This window comes from Angustibacter aerolatus, assembly GCF_054776675.1.
In genome coordinates, this window is record NZ_BAAHBM010000016.1 from 25,352 (window position 1) to 45,494 (window position 20,143).

Sequence of the window (20,143 nt, forward strand, 5' to 3'; positions counted from 1 at the left end):
CCCGGTCCGACCCGGCCCGCCGCCGCGGATACAGTCCGGGCATGGCCGACGACGACGCCGTCCCGGGGCGCGCACCTGCCGACGACCCCGCCCGCAGCACCGAGTCCGGGCTCCCTGTCGAGACGGTGTACGGGCCGGACGCGCTCGACGCGTGGGACCCGGCGGATCGGCTGGGGGAGCCGGGCCGCTACCCGTACACGCGAGGCGTCTACCCCTCGATGTACACCGGCCGGCCCTGGACGATGCGGCAGTACGCCGGGTTCGGCACCGCGAAGGAGTCGAACGAGCGCTACCACCAGCTGGTCGCGGCCGGCACCGGCGGCCTGAGCGTCGCCTTCGACCTGCCGACGCAGATGGGCTACGACAGCGACGAGCCGATCGCGAGCGGCGAGGTCGGCAAGGTCGGGGTCGCGATCGACTCGATCGACGACATGGAGGTGCTGTTCGGCGGGCTGCCGCTCGGCGAGGTGTCGACGTCCATGACCATCAACGCGCCCGGCTCGGTGCTGCTGCTGCTCTACCAGCTGGCCGCCGAGGCCCAGGGCGTCGAGGCGAGCCGGCTGACCGGCACGATCCAGAACGACGTGCTGAAGGAGTACATCGCCCGCGGCACCTACATCTACCCGCCGCGCGAGTCGCTGCGCCTGGTCGCCGACACCTTCGCCTACTGCCGCACCGAGCTGCCGCGCTGGAACACCATCTCGATCAGCGGCTACCACATGGCCGAGGCCGGCGCGACGCCCGCGCAGGAGATCGCCTTCACCCTCGCCAACGCCCGGGCGTACCTGCGGGCCGCGCTCGACGCCGGGCTCGCCGTCGACGACGTCGCGCCGCGGCTGTCGTTCTTCTTCGTGGCGCGCACCACGCTGCTGGAGGAGGTCGCGAAGTTCCGGGCGGCCCGGCGCATCTGGGCGCAGGTGGTGCGCGACGAGTTCGGCGCCCAGGACCCGAAGTCGCTCATGCTGCGGTTCCACACCCAGACCGCCGGCGTGCAGCTCACCGCCCAGCAGCCCGAGGTGAACCTCGTGCGCGTCGCGCTGCAGGGGCTCGGCGCGGTGCTCGGCGGCACCCAGTCGCTGCACACCAACAGCTACGACGAGGCGATCGCCCTGCCGACGCAGAAGGCCGCCCGGCTGGCCCTGCGCACCCAGCAGGTCATCGCCTACGAGACCGACGTGACGAAGACCGTCGACCCGTTCGCCGGCTCGTACGTCGTCGAGTCGATGACCGACGACCTCGAGGTGGCGATCCGCGAGCTCATGCAGGCCGTCGAGGACCGCGGCGGTGCCGTCGCGGCGATCGAGGAGGGCTTCCAGAAGGCCGAGATCGAGCGCTCGGCCTACCGCATCGCCCAGCAGATCGACGGCGGCGAGCGCGTCGTCGTCGGCCTCAACCGGTTCACGATCGACGACGACGAGCCCTACGAGCCGCTGCGCGTCGACCCCGCCATCGAGGCCGAGCAGCGCGAGCGCCTGCGGGTGCTGCGCGCCGAGCGCGACCAGCCCGCCGTCGACGCCGCCCTCGCCGCCCTGCAGGACGCCGCCCGCGGCACCGACAACGTCCTCTATCCGATGAAGGAGGCGCTGCGCCTGCGCGCCACCGTCGGCGAGGTCTGCCACGCCCTGCGCGCCGTCTGGGGCACCTACGTGCCCCGCGACGCCTTCTGACCCGCCTGCGCTGTCCCGACGCGCGGGCAGAAGTGCCCGGTCACGCCGGGCGCGGGGGTCGGGCGGCGGTTCTGCCCGCGCTGCGGGACGCCGGTTAGGGTGGCGGCCATGCGACGGGGGAGTCCGCGGACACTGGCGACGGCTGCGCTGCTGGGCGGCGCCCTGGTGCTGAGCGCCTGCAGCGGGGGTGACGAGGAGGCCGTCAGCAACCTGCCGACGCTGGGAGCGACGCCGTCGGCCACGACCAGCGCGAGCCCGAGCCCGACGGCGACCGCGACGCCGAGCGGCACCCCGACGAACCCCGTCCCGCAGCTCCGTCGCGGCGAGGTGGCGGCCAGGACCGCTCAGGAGAAGGCGGTCGCGTCCGCCTGGCAGGCGTACTGGGACGTCCGGGTCGTGGCGTACTACCGCGCCCGGATCGACGGCGACGCCCTCGGGCGGGTCGCGGTCTCCTCGGCTCGACGGGACGTGCAGAACTACGTGGCGCAGCTGCAGAAGAAGAACCGGCACAGCATCGGCACCGGGCGGCTCGACGTGAGCAAGGTCGCGGTGAACGGGGCCGAGGGCCAGGTGCGCAGCTGCCTCGTCGGCACCTCCTACGACGTCGACGCCAGCGGCAAGCCGGTCGAGGCGCCCTCAGGGGCGATCGGGCTCTACGGCGCCGCCGTGAAGCAGGGCCCCTACTGGAAGATCAGCGGCGTGCGGGTGGACGACAAGGCCTGCGCCTGACGCTGCACGGGTGGGCGTCGCCGGGCTCGTTCGCTACCCTTCCCGTGTCATCGGGGGGGTGGGTCCAGATGCTGACGCAGCGGGTGGGGAGCCGGATCGTGCGACGTGGTGTGCTCAAGACCGTGCTCGGGGTGCTCGGGGCGGCGATCGTGGTGCTGGTCGGCGCGCTCCCGGCCCAGGCGGGATGGGGCGACGGCAGTCAGGACGGTGACACCTACGGCGCCAAGGCCGTGAACATCACCTTCGTCAGCGGCGAGGTGGGGATGAGGTCCGGCGGCGGGGTCAGCTCTGCTGTCCCACCCACCTGCTGGTGGTCGCCGTTCCAGGGAGCCGGCGACGGCACCGACCCCGAGGCGGTGAAGAAGTGGTGGGAGGAGACGATGCCCACCATCAACGGGTCGTTCTCCTTCGGTCGCCTCATGTACGGCGACGAGAGCCTGTACGACAAGGCGATCGCTGCTGCGAAGGGCGGCGCGAAGCTGCAGTTCTACCAGGCGCACTGCCGCACCGACGAGGGCTGCCCGATGGAGGGCTTCGTCTCCACGACGACCCCGACGGACTGGTGGCACCGCACCGCCGACTGCACCGGGCTGTCGGTGACCGTGGCGTTCTGGCCGGAGGGCAACCCGCCGCCGCCCTTGGTCGACCCCCGGGCCATCGCCGAGAAGGCCCTCGAGCTCATGGACATCCCCGCGCCGATCGTCGATCACAACCCGGATGCCGCCGACCTGGACGGCGGCTCGCTGGTCGGCGTCGACACCTGGTTCTGGGTGCGCAACAAGCTGGCGGCGGGCGGCGACGACGGCGTCCTGACCGTGCGCGCCGAGGTCCCTGGTGGCGTCTACGCCGAGGTGGCGGCGACCAGCGGCGGCCTCGACCTGCAGGCGGGTGACGAGCTGCAGCACTGCGACACCGCCCACTCGACCTACGAGTGGGCCAGTGGACGCGACCCGCGGGCCGGCTGCACCATCCGCTTCGACAAGGCGTCGGTCGGCTACGCGAACGGCTACCCGGTGGACGCGTCGACGACGTGGACCGCGCAGTGGCGCGGCACGGGCCAGCCGAACTGGGAGGACATCGGCGACCCCAACCAGATCGAGGGTCCGGCGTTCGACCTGCCGGTGGCCGAGGTCCAGTCGATCGCGACGGCCGGCCGCTGACGTCCGAGCCGTCCCGACCCGCCACGTCGGCGGTGGGGTCGGTAGGGTCGGGAAGCGTGGCGTCCGAGCTGACCGAGATCGTCGCGCAGCTGCGCGACGAGCTCGTCGACGTCCGGCGCGACGTGCACGCGCACCCGGAGCCGGCGCGCGAGGAGCACCGCACGACCGACCTGGTGGCGGCGCGGCTCGAGAAGGCCGACGTCGCGGTGCAGCGGCTGCCGGGCACCGGGCTGGTGGCCGAGGTGGGGCGCGACGCCGGTGACCGCGAGAGCGACGTGCGCACCGTGGGGCTGCGGGCCGACATGGACGCGCTGCGGATGGACGACCTGACCGCCGACCCGTGGCGGTCGACCGTCGACGGCCTGGCCCACGCCTGCGGGCACGACGTCCACACCGTGGCGCTGCTCGGGGCCGGCCTGGCGCTGCGCGAGCAGCACGCGCGCAGCCCGCTGCCCGGCCGGGTGCGGCTGCTGTTCCAGCCCGCCGAGGAGGTCATGCCCGGCGGCGCGCGCGACCTGCTCGACGCGGGGGTGGCCGACGGCATCGAGAGCATCTACGCGCTGCACTGCGACCCGTCGATCGACGTCGGGCAGGTGGGGCTGCGCAAGGGGCCGATCACGTCGGCGTGCGACCAGGTGCTGGTGCGGCTGCGGGGCAAGGGCGGGCACACGTCCCGGCCGCACCTGACGCAGGACCTCACCTTCGCGCTCGCCAAGGTGGTCACCGACGTGCCCGCCGCCCTGTCGCGCCGGCTCGACCCGCGCGCCGGCGCCAGTCTCGTGTGGGGGTACGTGCGCGCCGGGTCGGCCAAGAACGTCGTGCCGTCGCTGGGCGAGGCCGGCGGCACGCTGCGCATCCTCGACGTGCGGGCGTGGGAGTTGGCGCGCGGCTTCGTCACCGACCTGGTCGCGGCCGTCGTCGCGCCGTACGGCGTGCAGGCCGAGGTCGAGTACGTGCGCGGCGTCCCGCCCGTCGTGAACTCCGCCGGTCCCGCCAGGTCGTTCGCCCGCGCCGCCACCGGCGTCGTCGGTGCCTCGGGCGTCGTCACCACCGAGCAGAGCCTCGGCGGCGAGGACTTCGCCTGGTACCTCGAGCGGACGCCGGGCGCGATGGCCCGCCTCGGCACCCGGACGCCGGGCGGCCCGACGAACGACCTGCACCAGGGCGACCTGCGGGTCGACGACCGGGCAGTGCCGATCGGCGCCGAGCTGCTGGCCCGGGTCGCCGTCGAGGCGCTGCAGGTCGCCGACCAGCCGCACACCGGCGTCGTCTAGCACCGTCCGCGCGCCCGGCGAGCAGGATCACCCGCCTGCGTGCAGGTGCGCCGCGCACCTTGCGTCACAGGCGTCCCAGCGCCGTCGATCGTCCGGTCTGCTGCGCGTAACGATCCGGTCAACCTGCACCGCGGACGGTGCGGTGGGCGGTCGCCGCGGAGGTAGTCTCGCCGGGTTCCCAAGAGCGCCGAGCCTCGGTGCCCCATGACCGAAGGAGACACCCCTTGCGTCGGGTGACCACGACCCTCGCGGTGGCCGCCGCCGCCGCCCTCGCGCTCAGCGCGTGCGGCAGCAGCAGCGACGACACCGCCGGCTCCGGCTCGTCGAGCAGCAGCAGCGCCACCAGCGCGAAGGCGCTCAAGGTCGGCATGGCCTTCGACGTCGGCGGCCGCGGCGACGGCACGTTCAACGACCTCGCGGTGAAGGGCCTCGACAAGGCCAAGACCGAGTTCGGCGCCACCACCGAGGAGCTCAGCCCCAAGGAGGACGGCTCCGACCGCGCCGACCTGCTGCGCCAGCTCGCGGACGACGGCTACAACCCCATCGTGGGCGTCGGCTTCAGCTACGGCGAGGCGATGGACACCGTCGCCAAGGAGTACCCCGACCTGCAGTTCGTGCGCATCGACGGCGACCCGTCGCAGGTGCCGAACGTCGCGGTGCAGAGCTTCGCCGAGCAGGAGGGCTCGTACCTCGTCGGCGCGGCCGCCGCGCTGAAGTCGAAGTCGAACCACATCGGCTTCATCGGCGGCAACGAGAGCGCGCTCATCACGAAGTTCTACGCCGGCTACGTGCAGGGCGCGAAGGCCGTCAAGAACGACATCAAGGTCGACGACAAGCGCCTCGCCACCGGCGACGACGGCGCCGGGTTCGGCAACATCGACGGCGCCAAGGTCGCCGCGCAGGCGATGTACGGCAACGGCGCCGACATCATCTACACCGCGGCCGGCGGCTCGTTCAACGGCTCGTTCCCGGTGGCCGCCTCGACCGGCAACCTGGCCATCGGCGTCGACTCCGACCAGTACGAGACGGTCGGCGACCCGAAGCTGCAGAAGATCATCCTCACCTCGATGATCAAGCGCGTCGACAACGCGGTCTACCTGTCGATCAAGTCCTTCAAGGACACCGGCAAGGCCTCCGGCACCGCCTACGGCCTGAAGGACGAGGGCGTCGGCTACTCGACCAGCGGCGGCAAGGTCGACGACATCAAGAGCAAGCTGGACGACTACCGCCAGCAGATCATCGACGGCAAGATCAAGGTGTCCGAGACCGTCAGCTGACGAGACCGGCCCCTGACCTGACGGGGCCCGGACGGCGCACGACGCCGTCCGGGCCCCGTCACCGCCGTGTGAGGACGATGCGATGACAGCCCCCGCGACCCGCGACGACGACGTCGCCCTGATCGAGCTGCGCGGCATCACCAAGCGGTTCCCCGGCGTCGTGGCGAACCGCGACATCGACCTGCGGGTGCGCGCCGGCGAGGTGCACGCGCTCGTCGGCGAGAACGGCGCCGGCAAGTCGACGCTGATGAAGACGCTCTACGGCATGCACCAGCCGGACGAGGGCACGATCCTCGTCGACGGCCGCGAGACGACCTTCCGCTCGCCGGCTGCGGCCATCGCCGCCGGCATCGGCATGGTGCACCAGCACTTCATGCTCGCCGACAACTTCACCGTGCTCGAGAACGTCGTGCTCGGCAGCGAGCCGACGAAGGGTGGCCGGCTCGACGTCCGCAGCGCCCGCGCCGACCTGCAGGCGCTGAGCGACCGGTACGGCCTGCGGCTGCGGCCCGACGCGCTGGTCGAGCACCTGTCGGTCGCCGACCGCCAGCGCGTCGAGATCGCCAAGGTGCTCTACCGCGGCGCCCGCGTGCTGATCCTCGACGAGCCCACCGCCGTCCTGGTGCCGCAGGAGGTCGACGAGCTGTTCGAGAACCTCGCCGGCCTGCGCGCCGAGGGCCTGTCGGTGCTGTTCATCTCGCACAAGCTCGACGAGGTGCTCAAGGTCGCCGACACCATCACGGTGATCCGGCGCGGCACCACCGTCGGCACCGCCGACCCGAGCCAGGTCACCGCCCGCCAGCTCGCCGAGCTGATGGTCGGCTCCGAGCTGCCCGAGCCGGGCACCCGCGACGACACCGTCACCGACGACGTCCGGCTGTCGGTGCGCGGCGTCACCGTGCTGGGCGACGAGGGGGCGCCGGCGCTCGACGACGTCGCGTTCGACGTCCGCCGCGGCGAGGTCGTCGGCTTCGCCGGCGTCGAGGGCAACGGGCAGACCGAGCTGGTCGAGCTGCTGCTGGGACTGGCGCAGCCGACGTCCGGTTCGGTGCACCTGCGCACCGCGGACGACGTGGAGCACGACATCACCCGGTGGCCCACGCAGCGGCGCCGCGAGCGGGGCATCGCCTTCGTGCCCGAGGACCGGCACCGGCAGGCCCTGCTGCTCACCGCACCGCTGTGGGAGAACCGGGTGCTGGGCGAGCAGTGGTCGCGCGACTTCTTCCGGTTCGGGTGGCTGCGCCGGCGGCACGCGCGCACCGACACCGCCCGCATCATGCGCGAGTACGACGTGCGCGCACCTGGCCCCGACACGCTCGCCTCGGCGCTGTCCGGCGGCAACCAGCAGAAGCTGATCATCGGCCGCGAGCTCGAGTCGGGTCCGGGCGTGCTGGTCGCCGCCCACCCGACGCGCGGGGTGGACGTCGGGGCGCAGTCGGCCATCTGGGACCGCATCCGGCAGGCCCGGCGCGACGGCCTGGCCACCATGCTGGTCTCGGCCGACCTCGACGAGCTCATCGGGCTGTCGGACACGCTCTACGTGATCCTGCGCGGCCGGCTGGTGGCCAAGCTCGACCCGGCGCACGTCACGCCGGAGGTGCTGGGCGCGTACATGACCGGCGCCGACACCCAGGCGGCTCAGGGAGGTGCGGCATGATCCGGGTCCGTCGCGGGCTGGTCACCGGGCTGCTGCCCGCCGTGATCGCGGTGCTGGTCTCGCTGGTGGTGCTCGGGATCGTGCTGGCGCTGCTCGGCGTCGACCCGGTGAAGTCCGTCAAGGCGCTGTTCGACTTCGGGGCCACCGACCGCGCCACCGCGAACCAGGCGCGCAGCTGGATCAACCGCTCGGTGCCGCTGTTCCTGTCCGGCCTCGCGGTGAGCATCGGCTTCCGCATGAACCTCTTCAACATCGGCGTCGAGGGGCAGTACACCGTCGCCGCCGTGGTCGCCGCGTGGGCCGGTGCCGCCGTCGGCCTGCCGCTGCCGCTGCACATCGCGTTCATCGTCGTGGTGGCGATGGCCGCCGGCGCCGCCTACGCCGCGGTGCCCGCCGTCCTGAAGGTGACCCGCGGCGTCAACGAGGTCATCACCACGATCATGCTGAACAGCATCGCCGTGGGTCTGGTGGCGTACCTGCTGCGGGTGCCGTTCCGCGACCCGAAGATCGGCCCCAACTCGAACCCCGCGACCCGCGAGCTGCCCGAGTCGGGGCGGTTCCCCGGGATCAAGGACCCGTTCGGCTGGCTCGGTCTCGACACCCCGAGCCGCCCGCTCAACGGGTTCCTGTTCGTGGCGCTGGCGGTCGGCGTGGTCGTGGCGCTCGTGGTGAACCGCACCCGGTTCGGCTTCGCGCTGCGGGCCTCCGGTCGCAGCGGCTCCGCGGCCGAGGCGAGCGGCATCCCGGCGCGCCGCATGATCATCCAGGCGATGCTGCTCTCCGGGGCGCTGGCCGGGCTGGTCGGGCTGCCGCAGGTGCTGGGCGAGGACTACAAGTTCGGCGAGTCGTTCACCAGCGGGCTGGGTTTCAGCGGCATCGCGGTCGCGCTGCTCGGCCGCAACTCGCCGTTCGGCATCGGCATCGCCGCACTCCTGTTCGCGTTCCTCGACCGCGCCGGGCCGTCGCTGCAGCGGCAGGACATCCCGCCGTCCGTCGTCGTCATCACCCAGGGCGTGATCGTGCTCTCCGTCGTCGTCGTGAACGAGGTCGCCCGCAGGCTGCTGCTGCGCGCCGAGGACCGCCGGGTGGCCCGCGCGGTCAAGCCGGCCGCCGAGCCGCAGGGGGTGTCGGCGTGAGCACCGCGACCAGCACCCCCGCCGCGCAGACCGCTCGCACCTCGCACTGGCGCCGCTACCTGCTGATCGCGCTCGCCGGCCTCGTCGTGCTGGCGATCACCCGGCAGGTGTCGGGGGAGCAGGTGCTCACGAACTCGGGTACCGCGCGGGCGATGCTCGCCCTGATGCTGCCGATCGCCATGGCCGGTCTCGGCGGGCTGGTCTGCGAGCGGGCGGGCGTGGTGAACATCGGCCTCGAGGGCATGATGATCCTCGGCACCTGGGGCGCCGGGTTCGCCGGCTACCAGTGGGGTCCGTGGGCCGCGCTCGTCGGTGCGCTGGCCGGTGGCGTGCTCGGCGGCCTGCTGCACGCCGTCGCGACGGTCACCTTCGGCGTCGACCACATCGTCAGCGGGGTGGCCATCAACCTGCTGGCCAGCGGCGCCGCGCGGTTCCTGTCGGAGCTCAGCTACGCCGGCGTCAAGGGCGGCGGGCCCACCCAGTCGCCCGCCGTGAAGGGCGGCGTGCCGTCGTTCGACGTGCCGGTGCTGGCCAGCGGCCCCGACCTGCTCGGCAGGCTGGAGAGCACCCACGTCGTCCTGCTGTCGGACGTCGCCGGGCTCCTGCGCGGCCTGCTCCTCGACGTCAACGTCTTCGAGATCATCGGCGTGCTGCTCTTCCCGCTGGTCGCGTTCGTGCTGTGGCGCACCGCGTTCGGCCTGCGGCTGCGCTCGGCCGGCGAGAACCCGTGGGCCGCCGAGTCGCTGGGCGTGCCGGTGCTGCGGATGAAGTACGCCGCGGTGATCAGCAGCGGTGCGCTCGCCGGCATGGGCGGGTTGTTCCTGGTGCTCTTCGGCGGGCTGTACCGCGAGGGCCAGACCGGCGGCCGCGGCTACATCGGTCTCGCCGCGATGATCTTCGGCAACTGGCGGCCGGGCGGACTCTTCGGCGGCGCGGCCCTGTTCGGGTACGCCGACGCGATCCGGCTGCGCTCGCAGGACTCGCTCGCCGTGCTGGCGCTGTTCCTGCTGGCCGGCGTCGTGGTGCTCGCGCTCGGTGCCTACTGGGTGTGGCGCGGACGCCGGGTGGCCGGCGCCGTCTTCCTCGGGGCCGGCGTCGCGCTGCTGCTGGGCTACTTCGGCCTCGACGCGCTGCCCAATGAGGTCACCACCATCACGCCGTACATCGTGACGCTCGTGGTGCTGGTGGTGTCGTCGCAGAACCTGCGACCGCCGAAGGCCGACGGCGTCGTCTACCGACGCGGTGAGGACCACTGATGACCGACGGCACCGGTGCCCAGGACGTCGACTGGGAGGCGCTGCGTGCGCTCGCCGTCGAGGCGATGGGGCGGGCGTACGCGCCGTACTCCCGCTACCCGGTCGGCGTCGCCGGCCTCGTCGACGACGGCCGCGTCGTGAGCGGCTGCAACGTCGAGAACGCGGCGTACGGCGTCGCGCTGTGTGCCGAGTGCGGCATGGTGAGCGACCTGGTGCGCACCGGCGGCGGCCGGCTGGTCGCCGTCTCGTGCGTCGACGGGCAGGGCCGGCTGCTGATGGCCTGCGGCCGCTGCCGCCAGCTGCTGTGGGAGCACGGTGGCCCCGACTGCGCGATCGACACGACGACCGGTGTGCGGCCGCTGCGCGAGCTGCTGCCCGACGCGTTCGGCCCGGACGACCTCACCGCCTGAACACTGCCGAGATGCGAGTAGCGGTTCACCTGAGCGCTGCTCGGTGAACCGCTACTCGCATCTCGGCGGTCCCCAGCACGCGGTTGCGCCGGGGGCGAACGGGGTTTGGCCGATCCGTTGCGGTGGGCCAGGATCGGGGGATGAGCGAGCCCCACGACGCCGTCGACGTGATCCGTGCCAAGCGGGACGGCGGGCGGCTGAGCGACGCGCAGGTCGACTGGGTGGTCGACGCCTACACGCGCGGCGTCGTCGCCGACGAGCAGATGTCGGCGCTGGCGATGGCGATCCTGCTGAACGGCATGGACCGTGCCGAGATCGCCCGGTGGACGCACGCGATGATCCGCACCGGCGAGCGGATGGACTTCTCCGGGCTGTCGCGGCCGACCGCCGACAAGCACTCCACCGGCGGCGTCGGCGACAAGATCACCCTGCCGCTCGCCCCGCTCGTGGCGGCCTGCGGCGTCGCCGTCCCGCAGCTGTCGGGGCGCGGGCTCGGGCACACCGGCGGCACCCTCGACAAGCTCGAGTCGGTGCGCGGCTGGCGGGCGGCGCTGTCGAACGAGGAGATGCTGCGTCAGCTCGACGACGTCGGCGCGGTGATCTGCGCCGCGGGCTCGGGGCTGGCCCCGGCCGACAAGAAGCTCTACGCGCTGCGGGACGTCACCGGCACCGTCGAGGCGATCCCGCTCATCGCCAGCTCGATCATGAGCAAGAAGATCGCCGAGGGCACCGGCGCGCTGGTGCTCGACGTGAAGGTCGGCTCCGGTGCGTTCATGAAGACCGAGGACGACGCCCGCGAGCTGGCCCGCACGATGGTCGAGCTCGGCACCGACTCGGGCGTCACCACCGTCGCCCTGCTGACGAACATGCAGACGCCGCTCGGGCTGACGGCCGGGAACGCGCTGGAGGTGCGCGAGTCGGTCGAGGTGCTGGCCGGCGGCGGCCCGCCCGACGTCGTCGAGCTCACGCTGGCGCTGGCCCGCGAGATGCTCGCCGCGGCCGGCGTCACCGGCGTCGACCCCGCTGACCGGCTGCGCGACGGCTCGGCCATGGACGCCTGGCGCCGCATGCTGCAGGCCCAGGGCGGCGACCCCGACGCGCCGCTGCCCACCGCCCGCGAGACGCACGTGGTGCGCGCCGAGGCCGACGGCGTGCGCACCTCGCTCGACGCGTACGGCGTGGGCCTGGCGGCCTGGCGGCTGGGTGCGGGTCGCGCGCGGCAGGGCGAGCCGGTGCAGGCGGGCGCGGGCGTCGAGCTGCACGCCAAGCCCGGCGCGACGGTGCGCGGCGGCGACCCGCTCATGTCGCTGCACACCGACGAGCCCGACCGCTTCGAGCGGGCGCTGGAGGCGTTGCAGGAGAGCGTGTTCATCGCACCCGAGGGGTCGCGGCCCGACCTGCTGCCGCTCGTGATCGAGCGCGTCGCCGCCGACTGACCCCAACGGCTCGGCAGGGATCAGGGGCAGGGGCCGGGGGCGAACGAGCGCTCGATCGCGTGCCGGGCTGCCTCACCGTCCGCGTCGCGGCGGGTGAGCGTGGCGACGCCGAAGCGCTCCGCCCCGCTCAGCAGGGTGACGACGGAGACCGCGTGCGGCAGGCCGCCCGACCCTGCGACCTGCTGCTGCACGGCGTACAGGCTGCTGGCGCCGGCCACGTCGTCGGACGCCTGCACCGTCGTGCTGCCGATGTCGTCGATGCCGGTCTGCGTCTCGCCGTCGAACCAGACGGCCATCCGCCGGGTCACCGTGGTGGCGCTGTCGTCGTCCTGCGTCCAGGCGTAGAGCGCCACCTGCCGCAGGCTCGCCCCGCGGTCGATCGCCTGGTACCGCAGGGCGGCCAGCGGCACCGGGCCCTCGTCCTGCTGGGTGAGCCCGGCGGGCACCGTCACGTGCACCGACTCGCCGCGCCGGGTGACCGACACGCAATTCGGGCCGCTCGACCGCCCGGGGCCGCTCGCCGTCCAGCGCCCACCGGGGCCGGTGACGGCGGGCGCGGCGTCCGCGGGTGCGTCGCCGGACGGCGCCCCGGACGCGGGTGCGGTCGACGAGGTGTCGGTCGCGGACGGCGACGGCGAGTCACCCGTGCAGGCGCTCGCGCCCAGCAGCAGCGCCGTGGCGACGACGGCGGCCCGGGCGTGGCGCGCGCCCCGCCGCATCAGCCGCCGCTCCCGGAGTGCGTGTCGTCGGAGGTGAGGAAGCCCAGCTCGAACTGCTCGGTGAGGTCGAGGTCGTTCAGCGCCGACTGCCCGTGCTCCTGGTAGTAGTACAGGAAGTCGTTCCACTGGTCGGGCCGGTCGGCGCGGTGGGCGTAGAGGTCGGCGAGGTCGACCATCTGCCCGTCGCGCATGAACGACGCCTCGTCGGGGTGCGCCTGCGCCCACGCGTCGGGGCTGTTCGGCCCGTCGAGCATCCCGGCCTCCTCGAGCTGGCCGACGTACTGCAGCGGGGTGAGCCGGCGCAGGTACTCCTGCACCGACAGGCCCTCGCTGTTCGCCTGCCCCTCGTAGTCGTGGTCGGGGAAGATCGCGTTCAGCGCGCCGTCCTTGATGGCGTCGATCGCGGCGCCACCGAGCGACCCTGCCGGCCCGCCGAGCTTGTCCATCGGCAGCTGGTCGATGCCGAGCCCGAGCACGAAGTCGAAGGCCGCCTTCGCGTCGGCGTCCGCCTGGTCGGCGCTGGCGCCCTGGGCCTTCAACGCGTCGCGCAGGTTCAGCGCCATGTCGTTCTGCGCCGAGCCCTGCTGGTGCGCCAGCGCCTCGAGCCGGCCCTGGTCGAACGGGTCGGCGCCGGTGATCTCCAGGAAGTCGCGGCGGAACGCGGCCTGCTGGGCTGCGGACAGCTGCTGGTACATCGGGAAGCCCTTGCTGGGGTCGGCGTGCTCGCCGTGCTGCGCGTAGTAGTCCTCGCCGAACACGTTCTTCAGCAGGTTCGCCAGATCGCCCTTGTCCAGGTTCGCCAGCGCGATCCGCTGGTACTCGAGCAGCCCGTCCGCGTGGTTGCCGCTGACCGGCCCCTCGGCGCCGCTGCCGGCGTAGTTCACCGCCTGGATGTGATGGCTCAGGATGTCGACGACGTGCTGGTCCATCGTGATCGGGTAGCGATCGGGGTGGGTGCCGTACCAGTGCACCATGTCCTGCACGATGTCGGCCGAGTCGTAGTTGCGCGTGCCCTCGCCGCCCGGCCCGACGTACGACGTCGCCGCCTCGAGCGTGCCGCCCAGCGCGTCGCCCCACGTGTAGGCGTTGCCGCCCGCGCTGCGCCCGCCGTACAGGTAGTGCAGCAGGTCGTGGTCGACACCGCCGTCGCTGTCGAGCAGCGTGTCCTGGGCGGCGACGGGGTCCTTGCCCAGCGCGTCGAAGACCAGCTGCAGCGCGTCGGCCTGGCCCGCGTTCGGCGTGATGTCGCGCGCGGCCTGCGTGGGCATGACGTCGTACCCGCCGCGGAGGATGTCGCCCCAGGTGAACGTGCCACCCGACTCCTCGGTCTTGCGGCGCTCGAAGGCGATCGTGTCGCGGGCGATCTGCGTCGCGAGCGCGGAGTCCCAGGTGGCCGGGTCGCCCTGCCCGGCCTGCAGCACCTCGGCGATGAACAGCTCGGCCTCGCCGGAGTCCGTCACGTCCATGTCCTGGGCGGCCTGCTGCCAGTCGTCGTAGAAGTCGTGCCGCACCGGGTACGTGCCCTGCGTGGCGACGTTCGAGCCCTGCGCCATCATCTGCGAGATGGCGGTGATGACCTCGCCGTACTTCTTCGCGTTGCCCTCGCTCGACGCGCCCATGTGGGCGACGCGCTGCAGGAACACCAGCGCCTGCGGGTCGAGGTCGTCGAGGAACCCCTGACGGAACGCCTCGTCGCTGATGTGGAACCGGTCGAGCATCGCCTGCAGCTCGGCGTCGGTGTGCGGCCCGGTGTCGGCGAAGTCGTTGAACGCCTCGGCCGCGTCGGCGCCGTCGGCCTGCGACTGCTTGTCGTGCGGCAGGTGCAGCTCGTCGCCGAGCGCGTCGACGCCGGCCCGGCGCAGGCTCGACAGCAGGCCGCTCACGTCCCCGCCCGCCTTGTAGTCGCGCACCGTCTCGTCGGGGACGGCGAGCACGACGGCGCCCTCGAGCGCGTCACCGAGCGCCTTCGCCGCCGTCCGCAGCGTCGAGACCGCCTCGGTGTAGCCGTACTGCAGGCCCTGCAGCTGGTAGCGCAGCGCATCGGCGGCCCTGCCGCGGGCCACCCCGAGGTCGGAGTCGGCGGTCTGCTTGCCGGCGGTGTCGCCGTCGTCCAGCCCGCCGACCGTGGTGTCGTGCTGGGTCTTGGCGCGGTTGATCGCGTCGGTGCAGTCCTGGTTGTACTGGTCCCACTGCCGGTTCAGCGTGTCGATCGTCGACTGGCACGTGTGCACCGCGGTGACGAACGTGCCGATGGCCTCGGCCGCCTCGGTGAACTTCGGCGCGAACTGCTTGGTCTTGTCGCCCAGCCCGGTCATCTCCGACTTCACCGCCGTGGCGGCGGTACCGGTCCAGGCCGTGCCGATCTCGCCGGGCGTCGACGACACCTGCTCGGAGTGCGTGGTCAGGTGCTGGCCGAGCGTCGTGAACCCGCTCTGCGCGGACGCGAGCTGGTCGACGTCGACGTCGATCGTGAAGTGCCCCATGGTGTTCCCCCCACCTCGAGAGCCGGCTGCTGGTGCTAGAGCTGGATGGTGACCGTCAGGTCCTTGTCGACGGCCTCCAGGTCGAGGGTGTAGGCCCCGATGTTGCCGGCGATCAGGCCGGCCGAGTCGGACGCGACGTCGAACACCGTCTGCCACGACAGCATGAACGCCAGCGCCCCGTCGCCGACGTCCCCGCTGAACTGGCCGGCGCCGTCGACGATCGACCGCTCGTGCCGCTGCAGCGGCTGCTTGGTGTTGTCGAACTGCGCCGCGAGGTCGTCGAACCGGTCGCGGGCGGCGGTGAGCGCCTGCGGTTCGGCGTGCTGCGGCTCGTCTGGCCTCATGTGGTCCCCCCACGGTCGACTCGAGCTCCCGCCCGACACTCTAGGGCGACCCCTGCCGAGATGCGAGCAGTGGTCGATCATCGGGCCGCTGCAGCAACCGCTGCTCGCACCTCGGCCGGACGCCGGACCCGTGTCGGTGGGGCGGTCCATACTGTGCCGGGGACCGAGCAGGGGAGGGTGACGTGCGCTTCAGCGTGACGGTGGCGGACGGTCGGAGCGGGCGCTCCGTGCCGGTGCTGGTCGACGCCGCGCCGTCCGATGCCGTCGAGGCGCTGGTGCCGGCCTGGCTCGGGGTGCTCGGCGAGCAGCTGCACCCGTCGTTCGCCGCCCGCGTCGGCGTCTACGTCGACGGGCGCCCGGTCGACCCGACGGACGACCTGCGCGACGCCGGCGTGCGGCCGGGCAGCGTGGTGTCGCTGCACGCGCCGGCCGTGCCGCCGGGTGAGCCCTCGGGTGTCGCGGAGGTGCGCGTGGTGGGCGGTCTCGGCGCCGGGCGGGTGCACCGCGTGGGCATCGGCGAGACCTGGATCGGCTGCGGCGCACCGGGTCTGAGCCTGCCGGACGTGCTGCTGCCGCCGGACGCGCTGCGGGTCGTCGTGCAGCCGCAGGGCGGCGTGGAGGTCACGGCGGCGCCCGGCCTGACCGCCCGGCTCGAGGGCGTCGAGCTCGACGGGCCGACCCGCTGGCCGGCCGGTGAGCTGCTGGTCGCCGGCGACACCGTGCTGCAGGTGGTCGACCCGGGCGTCGAGGGCGCGGACGCCGGGCCGTCGGCCGCCGACCTCGGCGTCGACGTGAACCGCCCGCCGCGGCTGCTGCCGCCACCGCGCGAGCGCGTGTTCACGCTGCCGAAGGACCCCGGGGCGCTGGCGAAGCGCCCGATGCCCTGGGTGATGGTGCTTGCGCCGATGGCCATGGCGATCCCGATGGCGCTGCTGGTGAACCCGCGGTTCCTGTTCATGGCGTTCATGACGCCGCTGATGGCCGTCGCCAACTACGTGAGCCAGCGCCGGTCGGGCGCGAGGGACCACAAAGAGAAGGTGGCGCAGTACGAGCAGGACCTGGCCGACGTCGAGGGGCGCATCGAGCGCGGGCTGCTCGCCGAGCGCGACGACCGCAGGGCGCTCGGCCCCGACCCCGCCGAGGTGCTGCTCACCGCGCTGGCTCCCGGGCGGCGGCTCTGGGAGCGGCGCCGGTCCGACCCCGACCACCTCGTGTGGCGGCTCGGGCTGGCCGACCTGCCCTCGCAGCTCACCGTCAAGCAGCCCGCGTCGCTCGGCAGCAGCGACGAGCCACCACCCCCGCGGACGCTGCGCGAGGTGCCGGCAGGGCTCGACCTCAAGCAGCTGGGCGTGCTCGGCCTCGCCGGGCTGCCCGAGACGCGGGACGCGCTGGCCCGCTGGCTCATCGCCCAGACCGCGGTGCTGCAGAGCCCGCGCGACGTGCAGCTCGTGCTGCTCACCGACACCGCCGCCGAGGACCGCTGGGGTTGGGTGCGCTGGCTGCCGCACGCGCGGGTCGACGGCGAGCGGGTCGGTGCGATGGTCGGCACCGAGCAGGAGTCGGTCGGCCGGCGGCTCGGCGAGCTCACCCAGCTGGTGGCGCGGCGGCTCGAGGAACGACCGAACACCGCCTCGGCGGCCACCTGGCGCCCGCCCGCGCCCGACCTCGTGGTGGTGCTCGACGGCGCCCGCCGGCTGCGCGCGCTGCCCGGGGTCGTGCAGCTGCTGCGCGACGGGCCCGGCGTCGGCGTGCACGTGCTCTGCCTCGACGACGAGGTGCGGCAGCTGCCCGAGGAGTGCCGCGGGGTGATCGACTGCGTCGACGGCCGGGTCACCCTGCGGCGCACGCTCGCCGACGACGTCCCCGACGTGCGCCCCGACCTGGTCGAGCCGGCGTGGGCCGAGCGGGTCGCCCGCGCCCTCGCCCCGCTGCGCGACACCACGCCGGACGCCGAGGACTCGGCCATCCCGACGTCCGCGCGGCTGCTGGACTGCGTCGGTCTCGAGCCGCCGACGCCGCAGGGGGTGCTCGAGCGGTGGGAGCACGGGCGCACCACCGACGTGCCGATCGGTCTCGGGTACGACGGCGTGTTCCGCTTCGACCTGCGCCGCGACGGGCCGCACGCGCTGATCGCCGGCACCACCGGCTCCGGCAAGTCCGAGCTGCTGCAGACGATCGTGGCGTCGCTGGCGATCGCCAACCGGCCCGACGAGCTGACGTTCGTGCTGGTCGACTACAAGGGCGGCTCGGCCTTCAAGGACTGCAACCACCTGCCGCACACCGTCGGCATGGTCACCGACCTCGACGAGCACCTCGTCGGCCGCGCCCTCACCTCGCTCGGCGCCGAGCTGCACCGGCGCGAGCGGCAGCTGGCGGTGCCCGGCGCCAAGGACCTCGAGGACTACTGGGCGATGCAGGCACGCGACGCCACGCTGCCCGCGATGCCGCGCCTGCTGCTGGTGATCGACGAGTTCGCGAGCATGGTGCGCGACGTGCCCGACTTCGTCGAGGGGCTCGTCTCGATCGCCCAGCGCGGCCGCTCGCTCGGCATCCACCTGATCCTCGCCACGCAGCGACCGTCCGGCGTGGTGTCGGCCGACATCCGCGCCAACACCAACCTGCGGATCTCCCTGCGCGTCACCGACGAGGGCGAGTCGCGCGACGTCATCGACGCCCCGGACGCCGGGCACATCTCGCAGTCGACGCCGGGCCGCGGGTACGTCCGCACCGGGCACGCGAGCCTGATGCCGTTCCAGGCCGGGCGGGTCGGCGGCGCGCGGCCGGGCAGCACCGACGTCCAGGTGAGCGACGCGCCGCTGGCCTGGCCGCTGCCGTGGTCGGTCGTGGGGCAGCCGGCGCCCGGCCGTCCCCGCCCCCAGGGCACCCAGACCGACGACGGCGACACCGACCTGTCGGTGCTCGTCGAGGCGATCACCGAGGCGAACGCGAAGGCCGGGGTGCCGCGCCAGCACAGCCCGTGGCTGCCGGCGCTCGCCGAGTCGGTGGTCGCCGCCGACCTGCCCGAGGCCGTCGTGGCCGAGGCCCTCGTGGGCGACGGCCGGCCGCCCGCCGTCCGCTGGGCGGTCGAGGACCACCCCGACCGGCAGGCGCAGCTGTCGTCGACGTTCCAGCTCGGGCGCGACAGCCACCTCTACGTCGTGGGCGGCCCCCGGGTCGGACGCTCGACGATGCTGCGCACCCTCGTGACGCAGGTCGCGCGACAGGTGCCGGCGCGCGACGTGCACGTCTACGCGCTCGACTGCGGCAACGGCGCGCTGCTGCCGCTCGCCGAGCTGCCGCACACCGGTGCCGTCGTGCAACGGACGCAGCCCGACCGCGCCGACCGGCTGCTGCAGCGGCTGTCGGACGAGGTGGCGCGCCGGCAGGAGCTGCTCGGTCAGGGCGGGTTCGCCGACGTCGGGGAGCAGCGGGCGGCGTCCGCACCCGACGACCGGCTGCCGTACCTGCTGTTCGTGCTCGACCGCTGGGAGGGCTTCTCCTCCTCGCTGGGCGAGGTCGACAACGGCCGGCTCGAGGACGACGTGCAGCGGCTGCTGCGCGAGGGCGCCTCGGCCGGGCTGCACATCGTGCTGGCCGGCGACCGCTCGCTGCTGTCGGGCCGGATGTCGACGCTGGTCGACCGCAAGCTCGTGATGCGGCTGCCCGACAAGCAGGACTACATGCTCAGCGGGCTGACCCGCAAGCAGGTGCCCGAGCACGTGCCCGACGGCCGCGCGCTGTGGGGCGACTCGGGCACCGAGGTGCAGGTGGCGGTGCTCGACGCCGACGTGTCGGGCGCCGGGCAGAGCGCCGCCGTGCGACGGGTGGCGGCCGAGGTCGCCGAGCGCGACCGCGACCTGCCGCGTGCGCTGCGGCCCTTCCGGCTCGGTGCGCTGCCGGCACAGGTCGACGCCGCCGACGCGCTCGACGGCACCGACCTGTCGACGCAGCCGCAGCTGTTCGCGCCGTTCGGCATCGGCGGCGACGAGCTCGACCTGCTCGGCCTCGACCTGGGGGCCTCACCGGTGGCCATGGTGTCCGGCCCGCCGCGGTCGGGGCGCACCGTCGCGCTGCGCTGGCTCGCCCGCGCCGCGCAGCACCGGGGGCAGCCGCTGCTGGCGGTCTGCCCGCGCCCGTCCGTGCTCGCGACCGAGCTCGGCGACGACGCGGTCGTCGGGGTCACCGGCCAGCTGGACGCCCTGGTCGAGCGGCTGCGTGCGCTGCCCGAGGGCGCGCTGGTGCTGGTCGACGACGCCGAGACGCTGCGCGAGGGCGAGCTCGCGCCCGGCATGCAGGCCCTGGTGCGGCAGGCGCGCGACAAGGCGTGGGGCGTGGTCGTCGCCGGGCTGAACACCGACCTCGGCTCCGGGCTCAGCGGCTGGATGTACGAGGCGCGGCGCGGCCGGCAGGGGCTGCTGCTGTCGCCGCAGAGCATCGTCGAGGGCGAGACGGTCGGCGTGCGGCTGACCCGCAGCATGGTCTCGCCGCGCGTCGTCCCGGGCCGCGGTCTGCTCGCCGGCACCGGTGGCGACCCGGTGCTCGTGCAGGTGCCCTGGGTGGAGCCCGCCCTGGTGCTCTAGCCGGTCCGACCCGCG

Annotated in this window: 14 protein-coding genes; 11 read left to right on the top strand and 3 right to left on the bottom strand. The window is 73.7% G+C overall.

Translation table 11 applies throughout. The features are described from left to right. Positions 1–41 precede the first annotated feature (41 nt). From ACYVI6_RS06210 to ACYVI6_RS06255, 10 genes are all read left to right on the top strand, one after another. The gene (locus ACYVI6_RS06210) at positions 42–1,667 is read left to right on the top strand and encodes an acyl-CoA mutase large subunit family protein (protein ID WP_460445530.1); all 1,626 of its coding nucleotides are present in this window, start codon (positions 42–44) and stop codon (positions 1,665–1,667) included. A 108-nt stretch (positions 1,668–1,775) separates the two neighbouring features. Beyond that, complete coding sequence (locus tag ACYVI6_RS06215; protein WP_460445531.1) at positions 1,776–2,396, top strand: hypothetical protein; 621 nt, start codon at positions 1,776–1,778, stop codon at positions 2,394–2,396. A 98-nt stretch (positions 2,397–2,494) separates the two neighbouring features. Beyond that, positions 2,495–3,556, top strand: coding sequence for a hypothetical protein (locus ACYVI6_RS06220; protein ID WP_460445532.1), 1,062 nt, complete (start codon positions 2,495–2,497; stop codon positions 3,554–3,556). A gap of 56 nt (positions 3,557–3,612) precedes the next feature. Continuing rightward, on the top strand, positions 3,613–4,830 hold the full coding sequence (locus tag ACYVI6_RS06225) for an amidohydrolase (RefSeq protein WP_460445533.1): 1,218 nt from the start codon (positions 3,613–3,615) through the stop codon (positions 4,828–4,830). Positions 4,831–5,063: 233 nt separating this feature from the next. Continuing rightward, on the top strand, positions 5,064–6,107 hold the full coding sequence (locus tag ACYVI6_RS06230) for a BMP family lipoprotein (RefSeq protein WP_460445534.1): 1,044 nt from the start codon (positions 5,064–5,066) through the stop codon (positions 6,105–6,107). 82 nt (positions 6,108–6,189) lie between these two features. Beyond that, positions 6,190–7,764, top strand: coding sequence for an ABC transporter ATP-binding protein (locus ACYVI6_RS06235; protein WP_460445535.1), 1,575 nt, complete (start codon positions 6,190–6,192; stop codon positions 7,762–7,764). Next, positions 7,761–8,900: an ABC transporter permease gene (locus tag ACYVI6_RS06240; RefSeq protein WP_460445536.1), complete on the top strand. Its 1,140-nt coding sequence runs from the start codon at positions 7,761–7,763 to the stop codon at positions 8,898–8,900. The genes ACYVI6_RS06235 and ACYVI6_RS06240 overlap by 4 nt, the downstream gene beginning before the upstream one ends. After that, a complete protein-coding gene (locus ACYVI6_RS06245; RefSeq protein WP_460445537.1) occupies positions 8,897–10,156 on the top strand; it encodes an ABC transporter permease in 1,260 nt (419 codons plus the stop codon). Before ACYVI6_RS06240 ends, ACYVI6_RS06245 begins: the two co-directional genes overlap by 4 nt. Beyond that, entirely contained in the window at positions 10,156–10,566 is a 411-nt protein-coding gene (locus ACYVI6_RS06250; RefSeq protein ID WP_460445538.1) for a cytidine deaminase, read from the top strand. The genes ACYVI6_RS06245 and ACYVI6_RS06250 overlap by 1 nt, the downstream gene beginning before the upstream one ends. 140 nt (positions 10,567–10,706) lie before the next feature. Then, the gene (locus ACYVI6_RS06255; protein ID WP_460445539.1) at positions 10,707–12,002 is read left to right on the top strand and encodes a thymidine phosphorylase; all 1,296 of its coding nucleotides are present in this window, start codon (positions 10,707–10,709) and stop codon (positions 12,000–12,002) included. 20 nt (positions 12,003–12,022) lie between these two features. Here the strand turns inward: ACYVI6_RS06255 and ACYVI6_RS06260 are convergent, their stop codons facing one another. From ACYVI6_RS06260 to ACYVI6_RS06270, 3 genes are read right to left on the bottom strand one after another with little or no spacing between them, the layout of a single operon-like run. Further along, on the bottom strand, positions 12,023–12,721 hold the full coding sequence (locus tag ACYVI6_RS06260) for a hypothetical protein (RefSeq protein WP_460445540.1): 699 nt from the start codon (positions 12,719–12,721) through the stop codon (positions 12,023–12,025). Beyond that, positions 12,721–15,204, bottom strand: coding sequence for a hypothetical protein (locus tag ACYVI6_RS06265; RefSeq protein WP_460445541.1), 2,484 nt, complete (start codon positions 15,202–15,204; stop codon positions 12,721–12,723). The genes ACYVI6_RS06260 and ACYVI6_RS06265 overlap by 1 nt, the downstream gene beginning before the upstream one ends. Before the next feature lie 35 nt (positions 15,205–15,239). After that, complete coding sequence (locus tag ACYVI6_RS06270) at positions 15,240–15,548, bottom strand: hypothetical protein (RefSeq protein ID WP_460445542.1); 309 nt, start codon at positions 15,546–15,548, stop codon at positions 15,240–15,242. Between the two features lie 182 nt (positions 15,549–15,730). Here ACYVI6_RS06270 and ACYVI6_RS06275 point away from each other — a divergent pair, with 182 nt between their 5' ends. Next, positions 15,731–20,128 carry an FtsK/SpoIIIE domain-containing protein gene (locus ACYVI6_RS06275; protein WP_460445543.1) on the top strand — a complete coding sequence of 1,466 codons (4,398 nt, stop codon included), beginning with the start codon at positions 15,731–15,733 and terminating at the stop codon, positions 20,126–20,128. Positions 20,129–20,143 lie beyond the last annotated feature (15 nt).

Excerpts from the sequence above, each read along its gene's own strand:
- ACYVI6_RS06210 (WP_460445530.1), top strand. The coding sequence starts at position 42 with ATGGCCGACGACGACGCCGTCCCGGGGCGCGCACCTGCCGACGACCCC.
- ACYVI6_RS06215 (WP_460445531.1), top strand. The coding sequence starts at position 1,776 with ATGCGACGGGGGAGTCCGCGGACACTGGCGACGGCTGCGCTGCTGGGC.
- ACYVI6_RS06235 (WP_460445535.1), top strand. The coding sequence starts at position 6,190 with ATGACAGCCCCCGCGACCCGCGACGACGACGTCGCCCTGATCGAGCTG.
- ACYVI6_RS06240 (WP_460445536.1), top strand. The coding sequence starts at position 7,761 with ATGATCCGGGTCCGTCGCGGGCTGGTCACCGGGCTGCTGCCCGCCGTG.
- ACYVI6_RS06250 (WP_460445538.1), top strand. The coding sequence starts at position 10,156 with ATGACCGACGGCACCGGTGCCCAGGACGTCGACTGGGAGGCGCTGCGT.
- ACYVI6_RS06255 (WP_460445539.1), top strand. The coding sequence starts at position 10,707 with ATGAGCGAGCCCCACGACGCCGTCGACGTGATCCGTGCCAAGCGGGAC.
- ACYVI6_RS06260 (WP_460445540.1), bottom strand. The coding sequence starts at position 12,721 with ATGCGGCGGGGCGCGCGCCACGCCCGGGCCGCCGTCGTCGCCACGGCG.
- ACYVI6_RS06265 (WP_460445541.1), bottom strand. The coding sequence starts at position 15,204 with ATGGGGCACTTCACGATCGACGTCGACGTCGACCAGCTCGCGTCCGCG.
- ACYVI6_RS06270 (WP_460445542.1), bottom strand. The coding sequence starts at position 15,548 with ATGAGGCCAGACGAGCCGCAGCACGCCGAACCGCAGGCGCTCACCGCC.